This window comes from Geovibrio thiophilus, assembly GCF_004087915.1.
Classification (GTDB): Bacteria; Chrysiogenota; Deferribacteres; order Deferribacterales; family Geovibrionaceae; genus Geovibrio; species Geovibrio thiophilus.
Window position 1 is genome coordinate 179,372 of the sequence record NZ_CP035108.1, and the last position, 21,652, is coordinate 201,023.

At 50.8% G+C, this 21,652-nt stretch carries 18 protein-coding genes; 10 read left to right on the top strand and 8 right to left on the bottom strand.

The window, feature by feature from the left end; all coding sequences use genetic code 11:
- Positions 1-90 precede the first annotated feature (90 nt).
- On the bottom strand, positions 91-1,050 hold the full coding sequence (lgt, locus tag EP073_RS00840; protein WP_128465284.1) for a prolipoprotein diacylglyceryl transferase: 960 nt from the start codon (positions 1,048-1,050) through the stop codon (positions 91-93).
- Between the two features lie 272 nt (positions 1,051-1,322).
- Here lgt and rpsB point away from each other — a divergent pair, with 272 nt between their 5' ends.
- Both rpsB and tsf read left to right on the top strand, forming a co-directional pair.
- Positions 1,323-2,135 carry a 30S ribosomal protein S2 gene (gene rpsB, locus EP073_RS00845; protein WP_128465285.1) on the top strand — a complete coding sequence of 271 codons (813 nt, stop codon included), beginning with the start codon at positions 1,323-1,325 and terminating at the stop codon, positions 2,133-2,135.
- A gap of 5 nt (positions 2,136-2,140) precedes the next feature.
- Positions 2,141-3,010 (top strand): translation elongation factor Ts, encoded by an 870-nt coding sequence (tsf, locus tag EP073_RS00850; protein WP_128465286.1) that lies wholly within the window; start codon positions 2,141-2,143, stop codon positions 3,008-3,010.
- Between the two features lie 226 nt (positions 3,011-3,236).
- Here tsf and EP073_RS00855 read toward each other — a convergent pair whose 3' ends face one another.
- The 7 genes from EP073_RS00855 to EP073_RS00885 all read right to left on the bottom strand — a co-directional run bounded on the left by EP073_RS00855 (position 3,237) and on the right by EP073_RS00885 (position 11,694).
- Entirely contained in the window at positions 3,237-4,295 is a 1,059-nt protein-coding gene (locus tag EP073_RS00855; RefSeq protein WP_164885230.1) for an AI-2E family transporter, read from the bottom strand.
- A gap of 61 nt (positions 4,296-4,356) precedes the next feature.
- On the bottom strand, positions 4,357-5,184 hold the full coding sequence (locus EP073_RS00860) for a bifunctional transcriptional activator/DNA repair enzyme AdaA (protein ID WP_128465288.1): 828 nt from the start codon (positions 5,182-5,184) through the stop codon (positions 4,357-4,359).
- 167 nt (positions 5,185-5,351) lie between these two features.
- Positions 5,352-5,543 carry a YgaP family membrane protein gene (locus EP073_RS00865; RefSeq protein ID WP_128465289.1) on the bottom strand — a complete coding sequence of 64 codons (192 nt, stop codon included), beginning with the start codon at positions 5,541-5,543 and terminating at the stop codon, positions 5,352-5,354.
- A gap of 138 nt (positions 5,544-5,681) precedes the next feature.
- Positions 5,682-8,894 carry an efflux RND transporter permease subunit gene (locus EP073_RS00870; RefSeq protein WP_128465290.1) on the bottom strand — a complete coding sequence of 1,071 codons (3,213 nt, stop codon included), beginning with the start codon at positions 8,892-8,894 and terminating at the stop codon, positions 5,682-5,684.
- On the bottom strand, positions 8,894-9,985 hold the full coding sequence (locus tag EP073_RS00875; protein ID WP_128465291.1) for an efflux RND transporter periplasmic adaptor subunit: 1,092 nt from the start codon (positions 9,983-9,985) through the stop codon (positions 8,894-8,896). Before EP073_RS00875 ends, EP073_RS00870 begins: the two co-directional genes overlap by 1 nt.
- Before the next feature lie 105 nt (positions 9,986-10,090).
- Entirely contained in the window at positions 10,091-11,419 is a 1,329-nt protein-coding gene (locus EP073_RS00880; RefSeq protein WP_128465292.1) for a TolC family protein, read from the bottom strand.
- A complete protein-coding gene (locus EP073_RS00885) occupies positions 11,386-11,694 on the bottom strand; it encodes an ArsR/SmtB family transcription factor (RefSeq protein WP_128465293.1) in 309 nt (102 codons plus the stop codon). Before EP073_RS00885 ends, EP073_RS00880 begins: the two co-directional genes overlap by 34 nt.
- 200 nt (positions 11,695-11,894) lie before the next feature.
- Here EP073_RS00885 and EP073_RS00890 point away from each other — a divergent pair, with 200 nt between their 5' ends.
- The 8 genes from EP073_RS00890 to EP073_RS00925 all read left to right on the top strand — a co-directional run bounded on the left by EP073_RS00890 (position 11,895) and on the right by EP073_RS00925 (position 21,651).
- The gene (locus EP073_RS00890) at positions 11,895-12,188 is read left to right on the top strand and encodes a hypothetical protein (protein WP_128465294.1); all 294 of its coding nucleotides are present in this window, start codon (positions 11,895-11,897) and stop codon (positions 12,186-12,188) included.
- Positions 12,188-13,555, top strand: coding sequence for a TIGR01777 family oxidoreductase (locus tag EP073_RS00895; RefSeq protein ID WP_128465295.1), 1,368 nt, complete (start codon positions 12,188-12,190; stop codon positions 13,553-13,555). The genes EP073_RS00890 and EP073_RS00895 overlap by 1 nt, the downstream gene beginning before the upstream one ends.
- On the top strand, positions 13,552-14,664 hold the full coding sequence (locus EP073_RS00900) for a hypothetical protein (protein WP_128465296.1): 1,113 nt from the start codon (positions 13,552-13,554) through the stop codon (positions 14,662-14,664). The genes EP073_RS00895 and EP073_RS00900 overlap by 4 nt, the downstream gene beginning before the upstream one ends.
- Positions 14,661-15,533, top strand: a complete 873-nt coding sequence (locus EP073_RS00905) for a DMT family transporter (protein WP_128465297.1) — start codon at positions 14,661-14,663, stop codon at positions 15,531-15,533. Before EP073_RS00900 ends, EP073_RS00905 begins: the two co-directional genes overlap by 4 nt.
- 77 nt (positions 15,534-15,610) lie before the next feature.
- On the top strand, positions 15,611-16,990 hold the full coding sequence (locus EP073_RS00910) for a response regulator (protein WP_128465298.1): 1,380 nt from the start codon (positions 15,611-15,613) through the stop codon (positions 16,988-16,990).
- On the top strand, positions 16,987-17,481 hold the full coding sequence (locus tag EP073_RS00915; protein ID WP_128465299.1) for an Hpt domain-containing protein: 495 nt from the start codon (positions 16,987-16,989) through the stop codon (positions 17,479-17,481). Before EP073_RS00910 ends, EP073_RS00915 begins: the two co-directional genes overlap by 4 nt.
- Positions 17,482-17,520: 39 nt before the next feature.
- Positions 17,521-18,555, top strand: coding sequence for an efflux RND transporter periplasmic adaptor subunit (locus EP073_RS00920; protein ID WP_128465300.1), 1,035 nt, complete (start codon positions 17,521-17,523; stop codon positions 18,553-18,555).
- Between the two features lie 6 nt (positions 18,556-18,561).
- Positions 18,562-21,651 (top strand): efflux RND transporter permease subunit, encoded by a 3,090-nt coding sequence (locus tag EP073_RS00925; RefSeq protein WP_128465301.1) that lies wholly within the window; start codon positions 18,562-18,564, stop codon positions 21,649-21,651.
- Position 21,652 lies beyond the last annotated feature (1 nt).

Consider the following 21,652-nt stretch of genomic DNA (forward strand, 5'->3'; position numbering starts at 1 on the left):
CGGAGGAATTAAATTTGTTTATGGCTTTATGGGCAAAACAGTAAGAAAGCTGATTAATTTTAAAGCCGCTCCGCCCTTTTGTAAAGCCGATCAGAGCTTTTTTGCCCTGTAGTGCCCGTTAATTATGAAGCCGATACCCGCAATCACCATGATAATGCTGACGATATGAGGGGCGCGGAGGAGACCGAGCATGAGATCATCGGCACGGAAGAATGTAACCAGCGCACGGATTACTCCGTAGGCAATGAGGTAGCCGCCGACAATTCTGCCCGTGCCTATATTGGAGTCTTTTCTCCACATAATGAACAGAATCGCGAAGCCGATGAAGTTGAGGAACATTTCATAGAAAAATGTGGGGTGAACGGGCAGAGTGCCGAAATCACGCCATGCGGCGGCGCCGAACTTATTGGTGAAGCTTATTCCCCAAGGGAAGTACTCCCTGATGTAATAGACTTTGTCCATAAAGGTCACAGCCAGTCCGTCCGGGGTCTGCGCTGCTATATCCTTAAGGCGGGAGACGCTTTCGGGGTTATTGTTGAGTCCCGCTGTTTTCAGCGTCTGCGCCCAGAACTGAGGGAAGACGTTTTCAGCGCGGAAGATGATTGAAGGGGGCGTAAGAGTGGGCACACCGTGCGCCTCGCCGTTGGCGAAGTTGCCGAATCTGCCCAGTCCCTGACTGAGCAGAAGCCAAGGGATAATAATGTCGCCCATTTTGAAAGGGCTTATTTTTTTATGGAGGCAGAAGCCTATGGCTGCGATGAATCCCGCTATGAGTCCGCCGTGTATGGCGAGTCCGCCGTGCCAGATGGCAATCATTTCAAAGAAGCTGCCGCCGTAATAGTCCCACCGGAAGAGTACGTAATAGATCCGCGCGCCGATGAGGGCGAAAAGAAATGTGAAGAGAATGAAGTTCTCCGTCTCTTCCGATTTGATGCCGAGCTTAGCCGCTTTTCTGCGGGAAAAGTATATGGTGAGCAGCAGCCCTGTGATGTACATCAGGCTGTATATTCTCAGTTCAAAGAATCCGATTTTGAAAAGATAGGGGAACATTCAGCGGGTCTCCTTGTTTTTATAACTTTTGAGTTACTTTAAAGCCTGTTTTAGGTTTTTTTAATTGCTTAGTAAAGAAGTATGGGGGCAGTTAAAAAAAATTGTACAAAAATACCGCTGAAAAGCCCATTAATCCTTGATCTTTTCCTATGCAAATGTTAAAAGTCAAGTCCATTTCACACGCCTGATCACCATTTCCGGCGGCATGTGCCTGTTAAACAAGGTGCTTTCCGGAATACGGGCGGAGGAAAAACAAAAAGGAGGGACTTGTAATGTCCTATATTTCAATGAAAAACCTGCTTGAGGCAGGCGTTCACTTCGGTCACCAGACAAAACGCTGGAACCCCAAAATGTCCAAATATGTTTTCGGCGCGAGAAACGGTATCTACATTCTCGACCTTCAGAAAACCGTGCAGTGCTTCAATCAGGCTTACGAATTCACAAGAGACGCTTCCAAGGCAGGCAGCAAATTTCTCTTCGTGGGCACTAAAAAACAGGCTCAGGAAGCTATCAAGGAAGCTGCTGAGAAATGCGGCGCATTCTACGTAAACCAGAGATGGCTCGGCGGTATGCTCACTAACTTTGAAACAATCAAAGGACGTATCGCAAGGCTTAAAGAGCTTGAGGATATGTTTGAAAGCGGCTACATCAACAGATTCACCAAAAAAGAGCAGGCCGTTCTTCGCAGAGAGTTTGAAAAACTCACTAAAAACCTCAGCGGTATCAAAGAAATGACAGACATCCCCGATGTTATGTTCGTAATAGACATCAAACTTGAGCAGAACGCCATCAGCGAAGCTCACAAACTCGGCATACCCGTTGTTGCCATAGTTGACACCAACTGCGACCCCGACCTTGTAGACTTCCCCATCCCCGGTAACGATGATGCTATCCGTGCCTGCCAGCTTATCGCTGTGAGAATAGCCGACGCTGTTCTTGAAGGCAAACAGCTCAGAGAGGACAACCTTATTGAAGAGATCAGAAGCGCAGGCTCTGACGATGTTCCCGTTGAGGAAATAGTTGACGAAGCCGAACTCGCGAAAGAGCTCGCCTCTGTTAAACCCGAAATAAAGGATGAGGACTAATCACCATGGCAGAAATATCAGCAGCACTTGTAAAAGAACTCCGTGAGAAAACCGGCGCAGGCATGATGGACTGCAAAAAGGCTCTTTCTGAAACAAACGGCGACATGGAAGCGGCTATAGACTTTCTCAGGAAGAAAGGGCTTTCCGCCGCTGCTAAAAAAGAAGGCAGAATCGCAGCCGAAGGCGTTGTGGCGGACTGCCTTAAAGGAAACGTGGGCGTTATAGTTGAAATCAACTCCGAGACGGACTTCGTTGCCAAAAACGCGGATTTCCTCGCTTTCACAAAACAGATTGCGGAAATCATCACAGACAAAAATCCCGCTGATGTTGAGGCTCTTCTTCAGGTTCAGGCGGAAGGCAAGACAGTTGCCGAAGTCCTTAACGAGAAAATAGCCACAATTGGCGAAAAAATAAGCATACGCCGTTTCAAAAGATGTGAGGGCGGCAACATCGGCACTTACATCCACATGGGCGGTAAAATCGGCGTTGTTGTTGAGCTTGAGGGCGGAAACGCAGAGCTTGCGAAAGACATCTGCCTCCATGTTGCGGCTGCCAACCCCAAGTTCCTTGACTCCAGCTCAGTTGATCCCGCTTATATAGCGAAGGAAGAGGAAATCTTCGCCGCTAAACTTGCTGAGCAGGGCAAGCCCGCGAACATGATCCCCAACATAGTCAAGGGTCAGGTTGCCAAGCTCCTTAAGGAAGTGTGCCTTGTTCACCAGCCTTTCGTTAAGGATCCCGATACCACAATAGAAAAGCTTGCCGCCGATAAGGGCGCAAAAATCGTTTCCTTTACCCGCTTCCAGATGGGCGAGGGCATCGAAAAAAAGCAGGAAAACTTTGTGGAAGAGGTAATGAAACAGATCAAGCAGTAGGCTCCTGTTTCGTAACAGCTTTCTCAATAATGAAAAAAATTCAGGGTCTGCTTCCTTAGGGTGCAGACCCGATAATAAAGAATTTGAGACTGCCGCGTCGATTTGCTTCTCGCAGTGACGTAAGCTACTGTCATTGCGAACGAAGTGAAGCAATTTCATATACGCATTTCAAAAGGATAAGTCTGAAAAAATCTCCGGTCTGCTACCTTATGGGGCAGACCTTTTTTTATGCCTTGCGGTGCCTGTCCGCCTTTTCCGTTTTGATTCTGCTGAGATATTCATCCCCCACGACCTTAACAAAGGACGCCACAGGCAGGGCGATGATCATTCCTCCTATCCCCATCAGTGAGCCCCCCGCCATAAGAGCGAATATAACCGCGGTGGGGTGAAGCCCCAGAGACTCACCGACTATTTTCGGGGTGACATAATTGCTTTCCAGCGCCTGAACTATGGAGAAGCCTATTACCACCATGGCGGGATGGAGCAAATCCCCGTACTGAACAACGGAGAGCATAAGCGAGGCGGAGAAGCCGATCATGAAGCCGAGATAAGGCACAATGCTCAGCACTCCGGAGATAAGCCCCAGAAGTATGGCGGGCTTAACCCCCGCAATGAGCAGGACTATGGTGTAAGACACCCCGAGGAAGATCGCCACGAGCACCTGCCCCCTGAAATATCTGCTGAGGAGCGAGTTGAAGTGCATGAAGTGCTTAGGGTAGTCTATGCTTGAGGTTCCGGAGAACTTATCGAACATCTTGTCCTTTATGCTGCTGAAATCCTTGAGGAAATAGAATGTGAGGATAGGTATCAGCGCTATGTTGAGAAGAAGGCTCACTATGGTATTGACTGATCTCATCACTCCCTCAGCGGAGGAAAGAACCGTGCTGCCCACTCCTGCCAGCTTGGGAAGAAGCTGCTTTTGTATGTCTTCAAAGGAGATGTCTATTCCGAAGCGGTCTGTGAGCTTGTCCACAAGGCTGAAAAGCTTTTCGGAGTACGCGGGCAGAGCATCTGCCAGATGCACGCTCTCCTGATAGACAACGGGAACAATTGAGCCGAAAAACAGCACACTGACAAAAACAATTACAGCGTACAGCAGCAGGATTGACAGATAACGGGGAACCTTTTTGCTCTCAAACCAGTTTATCAGCGGATCGAAGAGATATGCGAGAAAAAAGGAGATAGCGAATATGGTCACAAGGGTCTGGAGCTTGATCACAAGGAGGATCACAACAGCCAGAGCGACAACTACAGCAATATTTTTAATTGTGAAATCGAATTTCATGATATTCATAAACGGATATTACGGCAGGTTTGCGGCGCTGTAAACAGGAATCGGCGGACTGTCAGTCCTTCACGCATGCCTCCATGGCGATCATTGCTTTTTTACGTGCGGAGCCCCAGCGGTAGCCCGTGACTGCCCCCGTATCCCGCAGTACCCTGTGGCAGGGGATCACGTAGCCTATGCGGTTCTGCCCCAGTGCCGTGCCGACGGCACGTGATGCGGAAGGAGCGCCTATCATCGCCGCCAGCTCCCCGTAGCTTGTGAAGACACCGTAAGGCAGGCTGAGAACTGCAGTCCAGACCTTGATCTGGAAGTTTGTCCCCTTCATGAAAACCCTTATCCCCTCCCCTTTTTCAGGTTTGAAAATCCTTCGTACTGTTTCCTCAACAGCTCCATCATCACGTATCAGTCTTGCGTTCTGCCAGCGGATTTTCAGATCTTCCGTTTCCGCTTCGGCACTGCTTTCATCGTGAAATGACAGAGCACAGAGCCCCCGCTCCGTGAGAGCTGCCATGCAGATGCCGAAGGGTGTAGGCTGAAATCCGTATTTTATTACGAGACCGCCGCCCATGCTCTTGTATTCCCCGGGAGTGACGGCATCGACACTGACAAAGAGATCATGCAGACGGGAAGGACCGCTTAAACCGGATTCGATAGCCGCCTCCAGCACTGAGCGGGATTCGTCAAGGAGCCTTTTCGCCGTTTCGATGGTGAGGCACTGCAAAAAACGCTTGGGGCTGATCCCTGCCCATTCGGTGAACATCCGCTGGACGTGAAACGGACTCAGACCCAGATGCGCAGCTATCTCATCCAGCGAGGGCTGCTCTCCGGCGTTCTGCTCTATGAAGCGTATGGCTTTTTCTATGCGGTAATAATCTGCATGGTTCATGCGCTGCCTTCCGTTTTTATGATAACAATAAAATAAACCGAAAAACGAACCGTATCCACCCGATTCTTGCGGAAAAAAAAGCCTCCATTTGGAAGGAGTCTGAGAAAACCTTCCTTTTCCATTAAAGAAAGGTTTTTTCAGTGCTGAAACCGTTAAAAAGCTGCGGTTTATTCCTTCGGTATACCCATCTTGATCAGGATGTCCTCAAGGAGGCACCACTTGGTGAACGCCGACTGGAGCAGGTTCAGTCCGACAAAGGCGGCAAGAAGAAGCCACCACTGGCTTACCCATACGCCGAGGGCAAGGCTCACAAGTATCATTATTCCCGGTACAAGTCTTAAAATATCTTTAACTGACATCTTCATACCTCCTTCTTTTTATTGGTTTACTCAGGCATTTGCCCAAGAAACAGCAGTTTTTTGACTAAAGCTAAGAATCTGGGACTGCCGCGTCGCTTTGCTCCTCGCAGTGACGCAATCCTGTCAAAGCCTGCGTTCTTATTTCAAAAATCTCTCCGCAAATCTGTGGTACCTGTAATATGCCAGCGGTATTACAAGAAGCGTGAGTATGGTGGACACAAACGCCCCTGTTATCAATGATACGCCGAGACCGGAGAATATCGGGTCGGGCAGCATGAACAGAGCGCCCACCATAACCGTAACAGTGGTGAGAACAACAGGGCGTGTCCTGATCGCTCCGGATTCTATGACTGCGTCCTCCATGCTTTTTCCGTTTGCCGTTCCGTGGTTTATGAAGTCTATCAGCAGTACTGCGTTACGCACCATTATCCCCGCCAGAGCCATGAAGCCTATCATGCTTGTTGCGGTGAAAAACTCGCCGAAAAGCCAGTGCCCGGGAATAATTCCCAGAAGGCTTAAGGGGATCGGTATCATCATTATGATCGGTGTTACGAAAGAGCGGAACCAGCCCACAAGCACGAAATACATGATCACAAGCACTGCGGCGAAGGCGAGCCCGAGGTCACGGAAAACTTCGTAGGTTATCTGCCATTCACCGTCCCATTTAATGGAGGGAGTATCAGTAAATTCCGGCGAGTTTGTCCAGTACTGCTTTATTGGAGTGCCGTTGCTGGTTATCTCCGCCACACGCTCCTTCATTTTCAGGATGGCGTAGACGGGGCTTTCCTCAACGCCTGCCACATCTGCGGTGATGTAGGTGACCGGCTGCATATTCTTGTGGTATATAGCCTTATCTTTCAGCGTTTCCCGCATGTTAACAAGCTCGCTCAATGCCACAGGCACGCCCGCCGTGGAGATGAGGTGAATATCCTGAAGGCTGTTCAGGGCATTTTTCTCCGCTTCGGGGAGCTGAACCATGATGCTCACGTCCTCCCTGTCCGTTCCTGTGTGGAGAACGCCCGCCTTCATCCCTTTCAGCGCCATGTACAGCGTCTGAGAGACCATTTCGGAGGAAACTCCGACAAGAGCCGCCTTCTCCTTGTCCACAGTGAAACCGAGCTGGCGCATGTCCGCCTCTTCGTAAGTGTCTATATCCACAACGCCTTCAGTGTCATGGAAGACCTTTAGAACCTTAGAGGCAATATCAGCTCTTGTTTCTGCATCGGGACCGTAGATCTCCGCAACAAGTGTGGAAAGAACCGGAGGACCGGGCGGAACCTCAGTCATTTTAACATTGGCGCCGAAACGGTTTGCTATCTCCTGAACAGGGGTACGGAGCTTCTTGGCGAGGTCGTGGCTCTTAAGCTTTCTCATGTCTTTGTCCACGAAGTTCACCTGAATGTCCGCCATGTTCGGGGCGTTTCTGTGGAAGTAGTGGCGCACAAGTCCGTTAAAATTTATGGGAGCATGGGTGCCGGAATATATCTGATAATTGTCCACCTCAGCAACTGTTGAGAGGTAGGCGCCGATCTCAGCGGCAACAAGAGTCGTCTGCTCAAGGGGCGTGCCTTCGGGCATGTCTATTATTATCTGCATCTCGTTCTTGTTGTCGAACGGGAGCATCTTCATGACAACAAGCTTGGCGGGCACAAACATGAACGCTCCTGCAAAAAGGACTAAAACCGCAAGACCGAGAATAAGCCTTTTGCTCAGGCTGTGCATAAACGGAGTGAGTATGCGGTTGTAGAACTTATAGAGCTTAGTGCTTTTCACATACTCTTCCTCATCAATTTCCTGTTCGCTGTGCTTCTGCCTGCCGAGAAGCTTGTAGGCAAGCCAAGGAGTTATGATCAGCGCCACAAAGAGCGAGAAGATCATAGCCAGCGAAGCGCCTATGGGCATAGGCTTCATGTAGGGTCCCATCAACCCCCGCACGAACGCCATGGGGTAAAGGGCTACAATAACCGTGACTGTGGCGAGAATAGTAGGGTTGCCCACTTCTCCCACTGCGTAGACAGCACGTTTCAGCAGGTTTTTCCGGGACATCTTGAAGTGCCGCTCCATGTTCTCCACAACGATTATAGCGTCGTCCACCACAAGCCCCGTGACGAAGATAAGGGCGAAAAGCGTTACCCTGTTCAGCGTGTAGTCCAGCATGAAGTACACGAACAGCGTCAGGGCGAAGGTGACGGGCAGAGCCACGAAAACCACGGTTCCGGCACGCCAGCCCATGGTGACTGTCATAACGATGATAACCGCCAGTATAGCGCCCAGAAGGTGCTCAAGGAGAGTCATAACCTTTTCGTATGCGGTTTCGCCGTAGTTTTTTGTAACGGTAACGTTCACGCCGTCCGGAATTATGTAGCCCTTGAGACCTTCAAGCTTATTCAGCACATTTTCGGCGACCACAACAGAGTCGCTCCCTTTGCGTTTGGAGAGAGATATTGTAACCGCCTGATACCTGTCGGCGGAGGTTTTTTCATTGAACCCCATCATGGTGTAAGCCGAGGGGATTTCGGCTCCGTCCGTTATTTTCGCAACATCCTTCAGCAGAACCGCTTTTCCGTTGTGTGCGCCGACAACCGCGCCGCGCACTTCGTCAGGATCTTTGAAGAATCCGCCGGCGGTGATGTACAGTACCTCATTGTTCTGCACAATCTCCCCTGTGTTCAGAGATTTGTTGGATGCCTCAAGGGCTTTGAAAAGGCTGAACAGATCAAGATTATACGCCCTGAGTTTCTCCATTTCAGGCTCTATCCTCAATACACGTTTGTAGCCGCCGAGGATCGATGTTCTGGAAACGTCCGGCACTTCCTTGAGATATTTCTGAGCCTCAGCCGCCACACGGCGGAGCTCGAAGGCATCCAGAGTGTCAGACCAGAGAGTGATCGCCACCTGCGGAACATCGTCTATGGATTCCTTCTTGATCAGCGGAGGGAGAACGCCGTGGGGCATTCTGTCCATATTGCTGTCTATCTTCATTTTCAGATTGGTTATGCTCTCCTCTTCGTTCATGCCGACATTGAAGCGCACAATCACCACGCCCATATCATTCGCCGCGGTGCTGTAGACGTATTCCACGCCCGGAATCTCCCAGATTATCTCTTCAAGGGGTTCGGTCACGGTTTTCTCAACGTTTCTGGCATCAGCGCCCGGGTAAGGGACTATTATGTCGATCATCGGCACGGTGATCTGCGGCTCCTCCTCCTTCGGTGTCATTATCACAGCGGCAAGCCCTATTATGAGAGTGGCAATGATGAGAAGGGGCGTAAGCTTATTCGTGATGAATGCCGAAGCCATGCGTGAGGCGAAGTTCGGCTTCTCTTCGGTTATGTCATGCTCGGGTTTCATTACATAGCCTCTATTATGTCGCCTGTTCTGAGGGATGAGGCATTATCCGCCACATATGTTTCCCCTTCGTTCAGTCCGCTGATTATCTCGATGCCTTCGGCGAAGGTCTGTCCGGTTTTGACTATCCGCATATCGGCGCGGCTGTCCTTCACCACGAATACCACAGAGAGCTGCCCGCGCTGAACAACGGCTGCGGAGGGCAGTATAATTTTTTTCCCTGTTCCTGTGGGGAGGATTACTTTAACGTACATCCCTGTCACAAATCTGTCGTTTCCGTTGAGCTTTATGCGGAAGTTGCGTGTCGCAGGGTCTATGTCGGGGCTTATTTCCGTTATTTCGCTTTCGCAGGAAAAATTTATGGATTCCGCCTCCACGCCCGCCCTCATCCCTGTTTTGAGCGAGTTGAAGAGACTTTCGTTTATGAATGCGTAAACCACCGTGTCCTTGGAGCCTATCTTAAGTATAGGGCTGCCCGGCGCAGCAAGGTTGCCCGCATCCACCAGCTTTTCAAGCACGATGCCGTCAAATGGCGCACGGACGCCCGTGTAGGAGAGATAGGTTTTTACTTCGGCGTACATAGCCTCCGCCTGACGTTTTTTTGTCGCCGCCTGACGCACCTGCTCCTGAGCCAGATTAAACTGAGCCTCAATCTGGTCGTATTCCTGTCTGCTCACGCTGTTGTTTTTTATAAGGTTGGAGTAGCGCTGGAAAGTCTTCTCCGCCAGAGCAAGGCTCACTTCCGCCTGTCTCAGTCCCGTTTCGGCTTCCGCCACGGAGCTTTCGGCGAAGCGCTTTTTCTCTTCAAGCTCGCCGCTTTTTATACTGACCAGCAGGTCGCCCTGCCTGAATGAATCCCCGGGGGCAAAATGCACCGATTCGATGTAGCCGACGATCTTAGGAATGATCAGCGCGGTCTTGTTGCTTGAAACCGTAGCGGAAAACGTTCTGGATGAGGGAACCTCAGCCTTTTCGGCAACCGCTGTGTGTGCCTTCACACTGCGGGTTTCGGGTTTTGCCGCCTCATCCTTTTGCCTGTCGGAGCAGGAAACGGCAGCTAACAGCAGCACGAAAAGAAAGACTATTCTGCGCATTTTATATTCTCCTTAAATCTTAAATTCCGTTTATATAAATTTTACGATATTTTAAGCGCACCTTAAAACAGATAGTGTCCGCTCATATTTAATTTTACACCATTTTTATTTCAGAATGCCTGCGGCGAAGTGGAGTCCGGCTTTGGCAACTATCAGGCTGTATTCGGACATATAGAGGGAAAGTTCCGCCTGTCTCAGTTCCACTTCCCTGTCAAGAAGTTCGGTGACTTTCGAGAGACCTTCCTTAAATCTGTTTTCTGTGATCTCAAGGGCGGAGTATGCGCTCTGCACCTGTTTTTTCGCCGCCTCAAGCTGTTTTTCCGCAGCGAGTACGGAGTGGTAAGCTCCTTTCACTTCGGATTTTATCTCAAGTTTTTTGTCGGCAATGCGGTGGAGTGCGGCGAGCTGATTTGCCTTCTCTTCCTTGACTTTGTTATAATCCGAGCCGCCTCTGAAGAGGTTCAGGCTCATCTGAGCGCCGAAGGTGTACCCTTCGCCGTTGTTTCCGAGGAGCTCATCGTCATTGCGCTGGTAGTCCGCAAAGAGAGCAACCTGCGGAAGGAACGCCGATTTGGATTTTTTAAGCTCAAAGTCCGCTGTTTCGGCGTACTGCTCCATGGCTTTCAAGTCCTGCCTGCCGCTTTCGGCTAGGGAGATATACTTGTCCAAGTTCTCTTCAAAGCTGAACCCCGGGTCTTCCCATATGACGGCTATTTCGTTATCCGTGTCCAGAAGCCGCTGAAGCTGACTTGAGGCGACTGCGAGGTTCTTCTCAGCCTCTTTTACCGCCTGATCGTTCATGAGCAGGTAGGTCTCCGCTACAAGAAGATCGCTCATCACTATAAGTCCGTTGTCGTAGAAGTCCTTTGTCATGGAGTAGTATTTCGATGTTCTGCCGTAGGAAACCTTCACTGTGGAAAGTGCCTTGTCCGCCAGAGCGAGACCGAAGAAGGCTCTGTTGAAATTGTATACTGTGCTCTGGCGCACTCTCTCCGCTGTTTCGAGGGATGCTCTGTGCATGGCGTCCGCCTGTTTTACGCCGTAGTGAATCTGACCGCCCGCGAGGATCGGCTGAACAATCTCAAGCTTCGTCCTGTAGTTTGTTATTCTGTCCGAAGGATCTGCCAGCTCATCCATGAAGTACTGCATGTCAAACCTGCCCTGTGCCATTTTGGCGAAGGCAGCGCTTGAGGGTTCATCCGTATTCATCCATGTTTCGCTCAGCGTAACCTGCGGCATGTACCCGCCGATTGCCTGCTGTCTGCGGTACTGAGCGCTTTCCGCGTCCGCCTCATATGCCTTAATCAGCCTGCTGCCTGAGAGGGCTTTTGCCTTGCCCTCTTCATAGCCGAGGCGTTCGGCCCCCTGAGCGGAAGCTGAAAAAAGCAGCAGAAGGGCTATCAGTCCTCCGGATGGCAGTCTCCCAAATCGCATCCCGTTTCCTCCATGAGTATTTTGAGCATTTTCTTGATCGCTTCGTCCTCTATGCTGTAGCAGATGCTTGTGCCGTCTCTGCGTCCTTTGATTATCCCTTTGTTTTTGAGAATAGCCAGATGCTGGCTTGTGGTTGCCTGAGGAATTTTCAGCCCCTTGCATATTTTGGTCACGTTGCACTCATTCCCCATGAGCCCCATCACAAGCTTAAGCCTCACGGGGTGTCCCAGCGCCTTAAGCTTTTCAGAATAGATGTCAAGCCATGATAAATCCATATTCTCCTCCGAATAAACATTAGTTTATATATGGATATTTATATATATAACATGAGACAAAAGTCAACCTGAATTATTAAAAATGTAAATCAGATGCGGTTTTTTGTATTTCACACATAAAGCTTTTCAGGCTAAGTAAAATTTTGCCGAATGTAATCTGTTTTTCAGCCGATTTGTTTCTGGTAAACTTAAGGCAGTATATGGAAACCGTATTTATAAAAGTCGACAAGGCACTCCTGCCCTATGCGCAGGGCTACATCGAACATGTGAGAAAAGTCTGCTCCGATATTGTCTTCCTCGCGTCAAACGGCGGTTTTGAGGATATAGCTCTGCTCGCCCACAGAATGAAGGGTGAAGGCGGAGCCTACGGACTGGATGAGGTGAGCGCGGCGGGACGTGAGATAATGAACCTGACAGAAGCCGGGGACACGGAAGGGCTGAAAAGCCGCGCCCTGTCCTTATCCCTGTATCTTGATAGAGTTAAGGTGATCTGATGGCTGTTTTCAGAAAAAGAAAGTCCTTCGACTGCCCCAGAGAGCAGCTTTTCGACTGGCACGGGCGCTATGGCGCAATCGGCAGACTTGTACCCCCGTGGGAGGAGGTGCATGTTCTGGAGCGAATGGGCGGAATAGCCGATGGTTCAACCGTTAAAATGAAAGTTAAAGCGGGACCGGTCAGCACAGAGTGGCATGCGCTTCATAAGAATTACAATTATCCCGAAGAATTTACGGATGTGATGGAGAAGGGTCCCTTCAAGGAGTGGGAGCACCGCCATGTCTTTTTTGAATGCGGCGGGGGCAGCGCCCTTGAGGACTGCATAACCTATAAGCTGCCCTTCTCTCCATTGTCAGATATTATAGCGGGCAGATACGTTACGGATAAGCTGGAGCGTATGTTCTCCTACCGCCACAGGGTGACGGAGGGGGACATTAACTTCATTAATAAATACAAGCCGCGCAGGCTGAATATAGTCGTCTCCGGTGCCGGAGGTCAGGTTGGGCGGTACCTTGTGCCTTTCCTCACAACGCAGGGGCACAGTGTGAAAAGACTCGTGCGCCGCAGGAGCGATTCCGAGTTTGAGTTTTCATGGAACCCCGATACCTGCGAGATAGACAACTGCTTCGGCGGCTGCGACGCAGTGATACACCTCGCCGGAGAGCCCATAGGCGACGGGCGCTGGTCAAAATCAAAAAAGAAGAAAATCACCGGCAGCCGTGTGGAGGGCACAAGGCTGATAGCTGAATATATATCAAAAATGGACAGTCCGCCCCCCGTGCTGATATGCGCATCCGCCATAGGCTATTACGGCGACTGCGGCACAGAGATTCTGGATGAGCACTCCCCCGCGGGGGAAGGCTTCATCGCCGATGTGTGCAGGCAGTGGGAGGAAGCGGCAAAGCCCGCCGCTGACCGCGGAGTAAGGGTGGTTTTAATTCGCATAGGCGTTGCTCTCACCCCTTCCGGCGGCGCATTGCAGAGGTTTCTGCCGTTTTTCAGAATGGGTCTGGGCTGTTATCCGGGCAGAGGGGATCAGGTGCTGAGTTGGGTTGCCATGGACGATGTCGTGCGGGGCATAGCTCACTGCATACACAGCGAAGAGACTGAGGGTGCTGTAAACCTCACAGCGCCTGAGCAGGTGACAATGAAAGAGTTCGCCCGCACTCTCGGCAAGGTGTTGGGGAGAAAGGCGCGGTTCAGGATTCCCGCATGGCTGATAAAGCTTATCTACGGGCAGATGGGCAGGGAAGTCCTGCTCTCCGGAGCAAGGGTTGAGCCGAAGAAAATGATGGATACGGGATATGAATTCGGCTACCCTAAGCTTGAGAGCGCCTTAAGGCACCTCCTCGGAAGGATATTATGACACATAACATAAAGCTTCTCTTCTCGGTAATGATGACTGTCGCCCTGCTTTTCGGATATATGTTTCACTTTTTTCCGGAATACCACTTTGAGAGGCTCCATATATTTCTGTTTAATCTCTGCACAGGGGGAACAATAGTCCTCTATTTTACTGAGGGTCTGGGAGCGCCCAGCGTGAGGGTGAAGGCGTTTTTCGTGCTTTCGTTCATATACGCCGTGCTCTCCTCAATGGAGCTTTACGCCCCTGCCATAGCGGTTTCTCTGTGCATGATCCCCATTGTGGAATACATAAGAGTCAAGAAATTTTCGCTGTTCCCCAAAGATTTTTTTACAACCAAGACACCCACTGCTGTGAAATTTCATCAGGCGTCTCTTTTATGCCTGTCCATGGGTCTTCTTATATCCGCGTTCGCCATAGTGAATGAGGAATACTGCCGTGTGCTCGATTTTGAGAAGCTCACGCTGAATACATTCTTCCTCGGGTTTTCCTTTCCTTTGTCACTGATTACTTTCAGTCTGATATTCACGCTGATGCACAAGGGGCGCACTCCGTTCAAAAGGTTTCTCAAGCTCATGAGCTTCTGGGTGATAAACATGGGGGTTATCATATTCTTCGTGTTCATACTCATGGAATCCGTCGTGCTTGAGCTTGTCGTCTCCTCCGTGCTGTTTATAGCCGTCTGCAATGTGCTGATCATGTATGTCACCCTCGGGATGAAAGAGCAGCAGAAGTCGTTCCTCACCTCGGGGATATTCTTCCTGATGGTTACAGCGGTAACGGGCATAGTCTATATTCTGCTTTACACCTTCAGCCTCAACAGTCCCGAGAACAAGGCGCTGGTGCTGAACTACCACCGCATAGCTGCTCTTTACGGCTGGAACCTCAGCGGGCTTGCGGTAATATGCAGGTTCAATGACTTTCCGATCAGGCTTCACTCCGGAAAAACGATACTGCTTCACTGGGTGATAGTTATGCTGCTGGCGCCGCTGGGGTATTATTCCGTTCTCGCCGGAATCGCCGCCGTGATAGGCTATGCCTTCTTTCTTCGCAGTCTGTTTTTCAGCACCGGAACGGAGAAAATACCCGCTTTTGAAAGGAATGAAGCTTGAGCGGCACAATAAAATCTCCCCTTGCCGCTCTGACGGCAGGGGCTTTCATAATCAGCTTTTCGTCAATCTTTGCCCGCCTTTCCACGGAAACTCCGGTGGTAAACGGCTTTTACCGGATGATGTTCGGCGCTGTGTTCCTTACCGCTCTGGCTTTTCTCAGCGGGAGCCGCTTCAGGCTCGGGCGTTCAGCGCTTTATTCGGCTTTCGCCGGTGTGCTTCTCGGAACCGATATGGTGTTCTGGCATACGGGCATAGATTATGTCGGTCCCGGGCTTGCAACTCTGCTGGCGAATTTTCAGGTGTTTTTTCTGGCGGTGTATGATGTAACTGTTGAGAAGAAGCCCATATCAAGGCGGCTGTTTTTTGCCATGCTTCTTGCCGTGTCGGGGCTTTATCTTCTTGTAAGCCCGGGGTGGAGCATGGAAGGCGGCAGCTTCCGCACGGGTGTGGCGGCAAGCCTTATAGCCGGAGTGTTCTATACCGGATTCACCATCTTCATCAAAAAATCCTCTCAGACGGTGAACCCGCTGGACAAGACAGCATCAATAGCCTCCGCCTGTGTTGCGAGTGCTGTTTTCCTCTGTATGGCGGTTTTTGCCGCGGGCGAGAACCTTGTCGTGGAGAGTCCTAAGGATCTGGGCATACTGATTGTTTACGGCGTGATCTGTCAGGGTGTGGGCTGGGTGCTTATCACCGGAGCAATAAGGGCGGTGCGCCTCAGCGTTGTCGGGCTTGTACTCCTGCTTCAGCCTACTCTTTCGTGGGTGTGGGAAGTGCTGATATTCTCAAAACCGGTGATCTTTACAGATTTGGCGGGAGCCGCCCTCGCTATGGCAGCCATATATCTCGGGAGTGTTTCAAAAAATTAGCAGCTGCGGTTATTTTTCCCTACAGCTCGCGAAAATAGTTATTTAATGCTAAACTTATAGAATAAGAGAGCCGCTTCGTGAAAAGAAATTTTTTTATTCTCAATTTTATCACAGCTTTTATTCTCGTCTCCGCCGCCAGTGCTTTCATACTTCATAAAGCGGACATATCAGTCCGCCGGATTATCAATGAACAGAGAAAGACTGTCCGCGCTCAGATAGGGGATAAGCTGAAAAGCTTCGATCTTTTTATGCTTGTTATGGCAGACAGAATGGAGGAGCGTGCCGGACAAGCCCTGCGTGAGATAGATGCCGTTCTGGGCGAATCCGCCGCAAAGGGCATTCCCGCTGATCCTGAAACTCTGCGCAGGCTGGCGGATGAAAAGGGTGTGGGGGAGATTTATCTCATCAACTCAAACGGAGTGGTTTTCAGCACCTCAAACCGCAGAGAGCAGGGGGTCAGCCTGACAAAAGCCGGAAAGAGTCTGGCTGATTTCATAAACTCCCTTTACGGAACCGGAACATTCTCGCACGGAAGACTCAGTGTCGGAATGGTCACGGGCAGACCGGCTATGTTTTCCTACTACAGTCCGAAGGGCAGCTCATACATTACGGAAACCGCCGTCTATCTTGAAGACTTTATATCCGAAAGCCACGGCAGAAATGTTTACGAGTATTACTTCAGAGACTATTTCAGTGAACTGGTAAATTCCTGTGCTTATACCCGTAATATAGATGTCTTCACCAAATTCAGCGTTTCCGGCTACTCTCTTTTCAATTTCCGGCGGGAGTTTCCCCTTGAGCCCTCATCCGCTGACCGCCTGAAAAACGGAGAAATGATAGAGAAAAGGGATGGCGGAAGGCTTTATGAATATTCGGCTTTCAGGCTGAAAAATTCCGAAGGAGACTTTGCCGAGACATACTATCTGGAGGTTGTTTATGATTTCTCCGGTGTCGGTGATTCGGTAATGAGGTCCGCGTATGCGGCTATTTTTTCGGTTTTTCTCAGCGGCGTTCTCCTGTTTTTCATGCTGAACTGTCTGACCTCAAAGAAAAAGTGCGCTGAGAGCGGAAACGCTGATTCCGGTTTGAGCCCGATTCCGGGTTCCGAGCCGCAGACAGCAGACGGCGGGTCCGGACTTTTCCAGCCGCAGGCGGGTCATAAAGGCTACAGGATACTTCTGGCGGACGATTCGGAGTACAACAGGTTCGTAACAGAGTCCTATATAGAGGGCTCCGGCTGCGTACTAGACTATGCCGACAGCGGCTTTGCGGCTCTGGAGCTTTTTTCCAAAAACAGATACGACATGGTGCTTACGGACATTCAGATGCCGAAGATGAACGGGTACGAGCTTACGAAAGAGATACGCGCCTTGGAGGAGAGCACGGGAATGAAGCGCACTCCGGTTATCGCCATAACCGCCTATGACCTTGAGCGCGAGAGGAGAGCACGGGAATGAAGCGCACTCCGGTTATCGCCATAACCGCCTATGACCTTGAGCGCGAGGCGAAGCGATGCCTTGAGGCAGGCTGCGACGCTTACGTTGCCAAGCCGCTGAACAGGGACATGCTGCTGAAAACCATGTCTATCTTCCGTGACGGGCAGATAGAAAAGCCCTCAATGCCCGAGGAGGGGGAGGACGGCTTCATCTCTCTGAGTGTGCGCCCTGAATTCGCCGAGGTGACGCCTCTGTTTCTTAAGGATCTGAAGCAGGCGCCGCAGAAGATACGGGAATTTCTGGAAAAGGATGATTTTGAGTCGATCCAATTCATAGGTCACAGACTCAAGGGCGAGGCAAAAACATTCGGCTTTGAACCTGTCAGCGATTATGGGCTCTATATTCAGGGAGCCGCCATACGCAGAAACCGTCAGAAGATAGAGGAAACGGCGGAAGCTCTGAACGAATACGCATCAAAAATAAGGCTTATTTTTGACAAAAAAAGTGTATGATTCTGTTCGGAAACAAAGTTGCACTGATACGGAGAATCCATGAGACTATTAACAGCAGTTTTTTTAAGCTTAATTATTGCCGGCTGCGGCGGACAGAATCCCGAGCAGACCGAAACCCGCAGAAACGAAGAGAAGCCCGTCGATGTGCGGACTGCCGTTCTTGAGAAAAGAAGCATACCCGATTATTTTACCCTGCCCGGAACAGTTGAGGCTTGGGAATCTGCCACAGTTTCCGTGGACCTTGCGGGGACAGTGATAAAAACCTACGCAGAGGAAGGGGAAAAGTTAACCAAGGGCTCCTCCGTCATCAGTCTTGACACATCCACTTATAAAGCCGCCGCGGACAACAGCAGGGCGACTCTCGCGCTTGCCGAGAAGGAATATGCCCGCGCTAAGCTTCTCTACGAAAGCGACGCTGTGAGCAAGCAGACCTATGATCAGGCGCTTGCAGCTCTGGAGCAGGCGGACGCTGATCTCCGCTACAGCGAGGCGCAGCTGGGGAAGGCGGTGCTGAAAAGCCCCATAACCGGCTGGCTGGACAGACGCTATATTGACACAGGTGAATATGTCGCCCCGGGTGATCCGGTCGCGGTCATAGTTAACACTGACAGGATGCGGCTCATTGTCGATGTGCCTGAGAAGGATGTGCGTTTCCTTAAAGAGGGAACGGAGGTTGAGCTCTTCGAGGCACAGGTGAATAAGGACGGAGCGGAATACAAAGGGAAAGTGCTTCACGTTGCAAAGCAGGCGGAAGCCGCCACCAAGACCTACAGAGTGAAGCTTGAGATAACCGGCGGCAAAGAAAAGCTCCGCCCGGGGATGATAATCCGCGCAAGGTTTCTCCGCAGGGAGTTTGCGGATGTGTTTGTCATTCCTGTTTTCAGCGTTGTGGATAAACAGGAAGGCAAGGTGGTCTTTGTGGAAAAAGACGGCAGAGCCGTACAGATTCCCGTTGCTGTTTCCGCCGTAGTCGGGGAAAACGCCGTGATAGAAAACGGGCTCAACGCAGGAGACAGGCTGATTATAAAGGGTCAGCAGTTTGTGGCTGACGGTTCAAAGGTTCAGGCGGAGTAATATTTTATGCTTATCACTGACGCCGCCTTAAAAAGAAAAAGCACGGTCTTTGTGCTGATGATTCTGTTTATAATCGTCGGCTTGTATTCATACATCACCCTCCCCCGTGAATCGGATCCGGACATTACCATACCTTACGTGCTCGTGGTTACGGAGTATGAGGGAGTTGCTCCGGAGGATATTGAGAGTCTTATCACTCTTCCCATTGAGCGCAAGCTTAAGGGGATCAAGAATGTTAAAGAGATAAGAGCCACAAGCTCCGAAGGGGCTTCGATAATCGTTGTGGAGTTCATAGCCGATACCGATATAGACAACGCCATGCAGTGGGTTCGGGACAAGGTTGATCAGGCGAAGGGAGACCTGCCGACGGATCTTGAGAATGATCCAATGATCATGGAGATCAATCTTTCCGAGTTTCCCATAATGAAGGTCGCCATCCACGGAGATGTGCCCGAATACATCCTTAAGGAGGTCGCGGAAGATCTCAAGGATGAACTTGAAAGCGTTCAGGGAGTGCTTGAGGTCGTCATTAACGGCGGGCGTGAGCGGGAGATCCGTGTTGTTTTCGATCAGGAGCGCCTCACCGCCTACGGGCTTTCCTTCAGCGAGATAGCCTCTGCTGTCCAGAGGGAGAATGTCAACATCCCCGGCGGAACAATGGATATGGGCGGCGGAAAATATCTGCTGCGCATCCCGGGCGAGTTCAAGGATCCGGCGATAATCGACAATCTCGTGCTTCTTTCCAGAAACGGCAAGCCGATCTATCTAAAGGATGTCGCTCATGTGGAGGACACATTTGAGGATCGTGAGAGCTACTCCCGTCTCAACGGCGATTTGGCAGTTTCAATTGAGATAAAGAAGCGTGCCGGCGAAAATATAATAGAAGTTTCAGACCATGTTAAGGCTATTCTTGAGATAGCCCGCACCCTTGTTCCCGCCGGCGTGAGCCTTACCGTGACCGAAGACCAGTCGGACGACATAAGGCTTATGGTTGAGGAGCTTGAGAACAACATAATGTCCGGTCTTGTGCTTGTGGTGCTTGTGCTGTTCATGTTTCTGGGCAAAAGAAGCTCGTTTTTCGTCGCCGCGGCAATACCGTTTTCCATGCTGCTGTCATTTGCGGTGCTTCAGATAATGGGAATCACGCTGAACATGGTTGTTCTTTTCAGCCTCATCCTTGCTCTGGGCATGCTTGTGGATAACGCCATAGTTATTGTGGAAAACATCTACCGCCACATACAGGAGGGCAGGGAGAAGAATGAGGCTGTGTCAATAGCGGCCTCCGAGGTTGGCTGGCCTATCATAAGCTCAACCGTGACAACGCTCTGCGCATTTGCGCCCATGCTCTTCTGGCCGGATATAATGGGAGAGTTCATGAAGTTTCTCCCCCTTACGCTGATAATAACCCTTACCTCTTCGCTGTTTGTGGCGCTGGTGTTCAATCCCGTGATATGCGCTGTTTTCATGTCCGGTAAAAAGGACAAAGCGTACGAAGACGATGGAAAGGACTCACTTTTTATGCGGATGTATCTGAAAAGTCTGGACTTCTCTCTGCGACGCAGATGGGTTGCGGTCTTAGGAGCATTCGGCGGAATGCTTGTGATACTTATGCTGTTCGGCGCCTTTAACAGCGGTGTGGAGCTCTTCCCCGACGCTCAGCCGAAAAGGGCTTACGTGGGCGTAAAGGCTCCCGAAGGAACAAGGCTTGAAGTGACAGACAGTTACGTGAACATAGTCGAGCAGATGGTGATGGCTGAGCCGGACGTGAAATACATCATAGCTGACAGCGGCATAACCCCCAGCGGAGAGGAGGGCTCCAGCAGACTCTCAAACCACGGGCGGGTGAGCATCCGCTTCCATGAAAAGGATGACCGTGAAGGGAACAGCAGTGATGTTCTGGACAGGCTGAGGGAAAAATTACAGTTTTTTCCCGGAGCCGAGATAAAGGTTGAGAAAGAAGAGAACGGACCGCCTGTGGGCGATCCTGTGAGCATAGAGATAGGCGGAGAGGACGTGAATATCCTTGAGCGTCTGACGAATCAGGTAAAGGCTGAGGTGAAGGAAGTCTACGGCATAGTGGATCTCAAGGACAATCTAGTGAAGTCCAAGCCTGAGATAAGGGTGCGTGTGGACAGGGAAAAGGCGGCTCTTCTGGGGCTTTCCACCTCTGATATATCGTACACCCTCAAGGCTGCCATAGGCGGGTACAAGCTCGGAGTATACCGTGAGGGGGACGATGAGTACGATATTATCGCCCGTCTGCCGGAGGATAGAAGAAGGAGCGTGGCGGATATAGCGAACCTTCTTGTGCCCAACTCAAACGGAGATCCCGTGCCCCTGTCGGAGATCGCAAAGGTCGAGACAGGCACAGGCTACGGCTCCATCAAGCGCAAGGACGGTAAAAGAGTCGTGACGGTCAGCGCCGGAGTTGAGGGACGCAACAGCAACGATGCTCTGCATGAGATTATGCAGAAGGTTGCCAAAGTGGAGCTGCCGAACGGTTACAGCATAAAATATTCCGGCGAACAGGAGGAGCAGCAGAAGGCTACGGCTTTTCTCGGAAAGGCTTTCATTGTGGCGCTGTTTCTGATCGCTCTGGTGCTTGTGACTCAGTTCAACTCCATACGCCAGTCGGGAATAGTGCTTACCTCTGTGGTGCTTTCGCTCTCTGGCGTGCTTATGGGGCTTTTGATAATGCGGATGCCCTTCGGGATAATAATGACCGGTGTCGGCGTTATCTCCCTTGCCGGAGTGGTGGTTAACAACGCAATAGTGCTGATAGACTACGCCAACCAGCTCCGCGCGTCGGGTATGGAACCTGATGAGGCAATACGCACAGCGGGCAGGACACGTCTGCGTCCGGTGCTTCTCACCGCTGTGACGACAATCCTCGGCATGCTTCCTATGGCGACAGGCATAAGCTTCAGCTTCAGAAGGCTTGCGTGGGAAATAGGTTCGGAAACGGCTGAATGGTGGAGCTCAATGGCGGTTGCGATAATCTTCGGTCTCGGCTTTGCGACGGTGCTCACGCTGATCGTTGTTCCGGTTCTGTATTCGTACGCGTCAGCAGGACTTTTCAGAAGGAAGAAAGCCTGAT

Coding starts and splice junctions, on each gene's coding strand:
- lgt (WP_128465284.1), bottom strand. CDS start 1,050: ATGTTCCCCTATCTTTTCAAAATCGGATTCTTTGAACTGAGAATATAC.
- rpsB (WP_128465285.1), top strand. CDS start 1,323: ATGTCCTATATTTCAATGAAAAACCTGCTTGAGGCAGGCGTTCACTTC.
- tsf (WP_128465286.1), top strand. CDS start 2,141: ATGGCAGAAATATCAGCAGCACTTGTAAAAGAACTCCGTGAGAAAACC.
- EP073_RS00855 (WP_164885230.1), bottom strand. CDS start 4,295: ATGAAATTCGATTTCACAATTAAAAATATTGCTGTAGTTGTCGCTCTG.
- EP073_RS00860 (WP_128465288.1), bottom strand. CDS start 5,184: ATGAACCATGCAGATTATTACCGCATAGAAAAAGCCATACGCTTCATA.
- EP073_RS00865 (WP_128465289.1), bottom strand. CDS start 5,543: ATGTCAGTTAAAGATATTTTAAGACTTGTACCGGGAATAATGATACTT.
- EP073_RS00870 (WP_128465290.1), bottom strand. CDS start 8,894: ATGAAACCCGAGCATGACATAACCGAAGAGAAGCCGAACTTCGCCTCA.
- EP073_RS00875 (WP_128465291.1), bottom strand. CDS start 9,985: ATGCGCAGAATAGTCTTTCTTTTCGTGCTGCTGTTAGCTGCCGTTTCC.
- EP073_RS00880 (WP_128465292.1), bottom strand. CDS start 11,419: ATGCGATTTGGGAGACTGCCATCCGGAGGACTGATAGCCCTTCTGCTG.
- EP073_RS00885 (WP_128465293.1), bottom strand. CDS start 11,694: ATGGATTTATCATGGCTTGACATCTATTCTGAAAAGCTTAAGGCGCTG.
- EP073_RS00890 (WP_128465294.1), top strand. CDS start 11,895: ATGGAAACCGTATTTATAAAAGTCGACAAGGCACTCCTGCCCTATGCG.
- EP073_RS00895 (WP_128465295.1), top strand. CDS start 12,188: ATGGCTGTTTTCAGAAAAAGAAAGTCCTTCGACTGCCCCAGAGAGCAG.
- EP073_RS00900 (WP_128465296.1), top strand. CDS start 13,552: ATGACACATAACATAAAGCTTCTCTTCTCGGTAATGATGACTGTCGCC.
- EP073_RS00915 (WP_128465299.1), top strand. CDS start 16,987: ATGAAGCGCACTCCGGTTATCGCCATAACCGCCTATGACCTTGAGCGC.
- EP073_RS00920 (WP_128465300.1), top strand. CDS start 17,521: ATGAGACTATTAACAGCAGTTTTTTTAAGCTTAATTATTGCCGGCTGC.
- EP073_RS00925 (WP_128465301.1), top strand. CDS start 18,562: ATGCTTATCACTGACGCCGCCTTAAAAAGAAAAAGCACGGTCTTTGTG.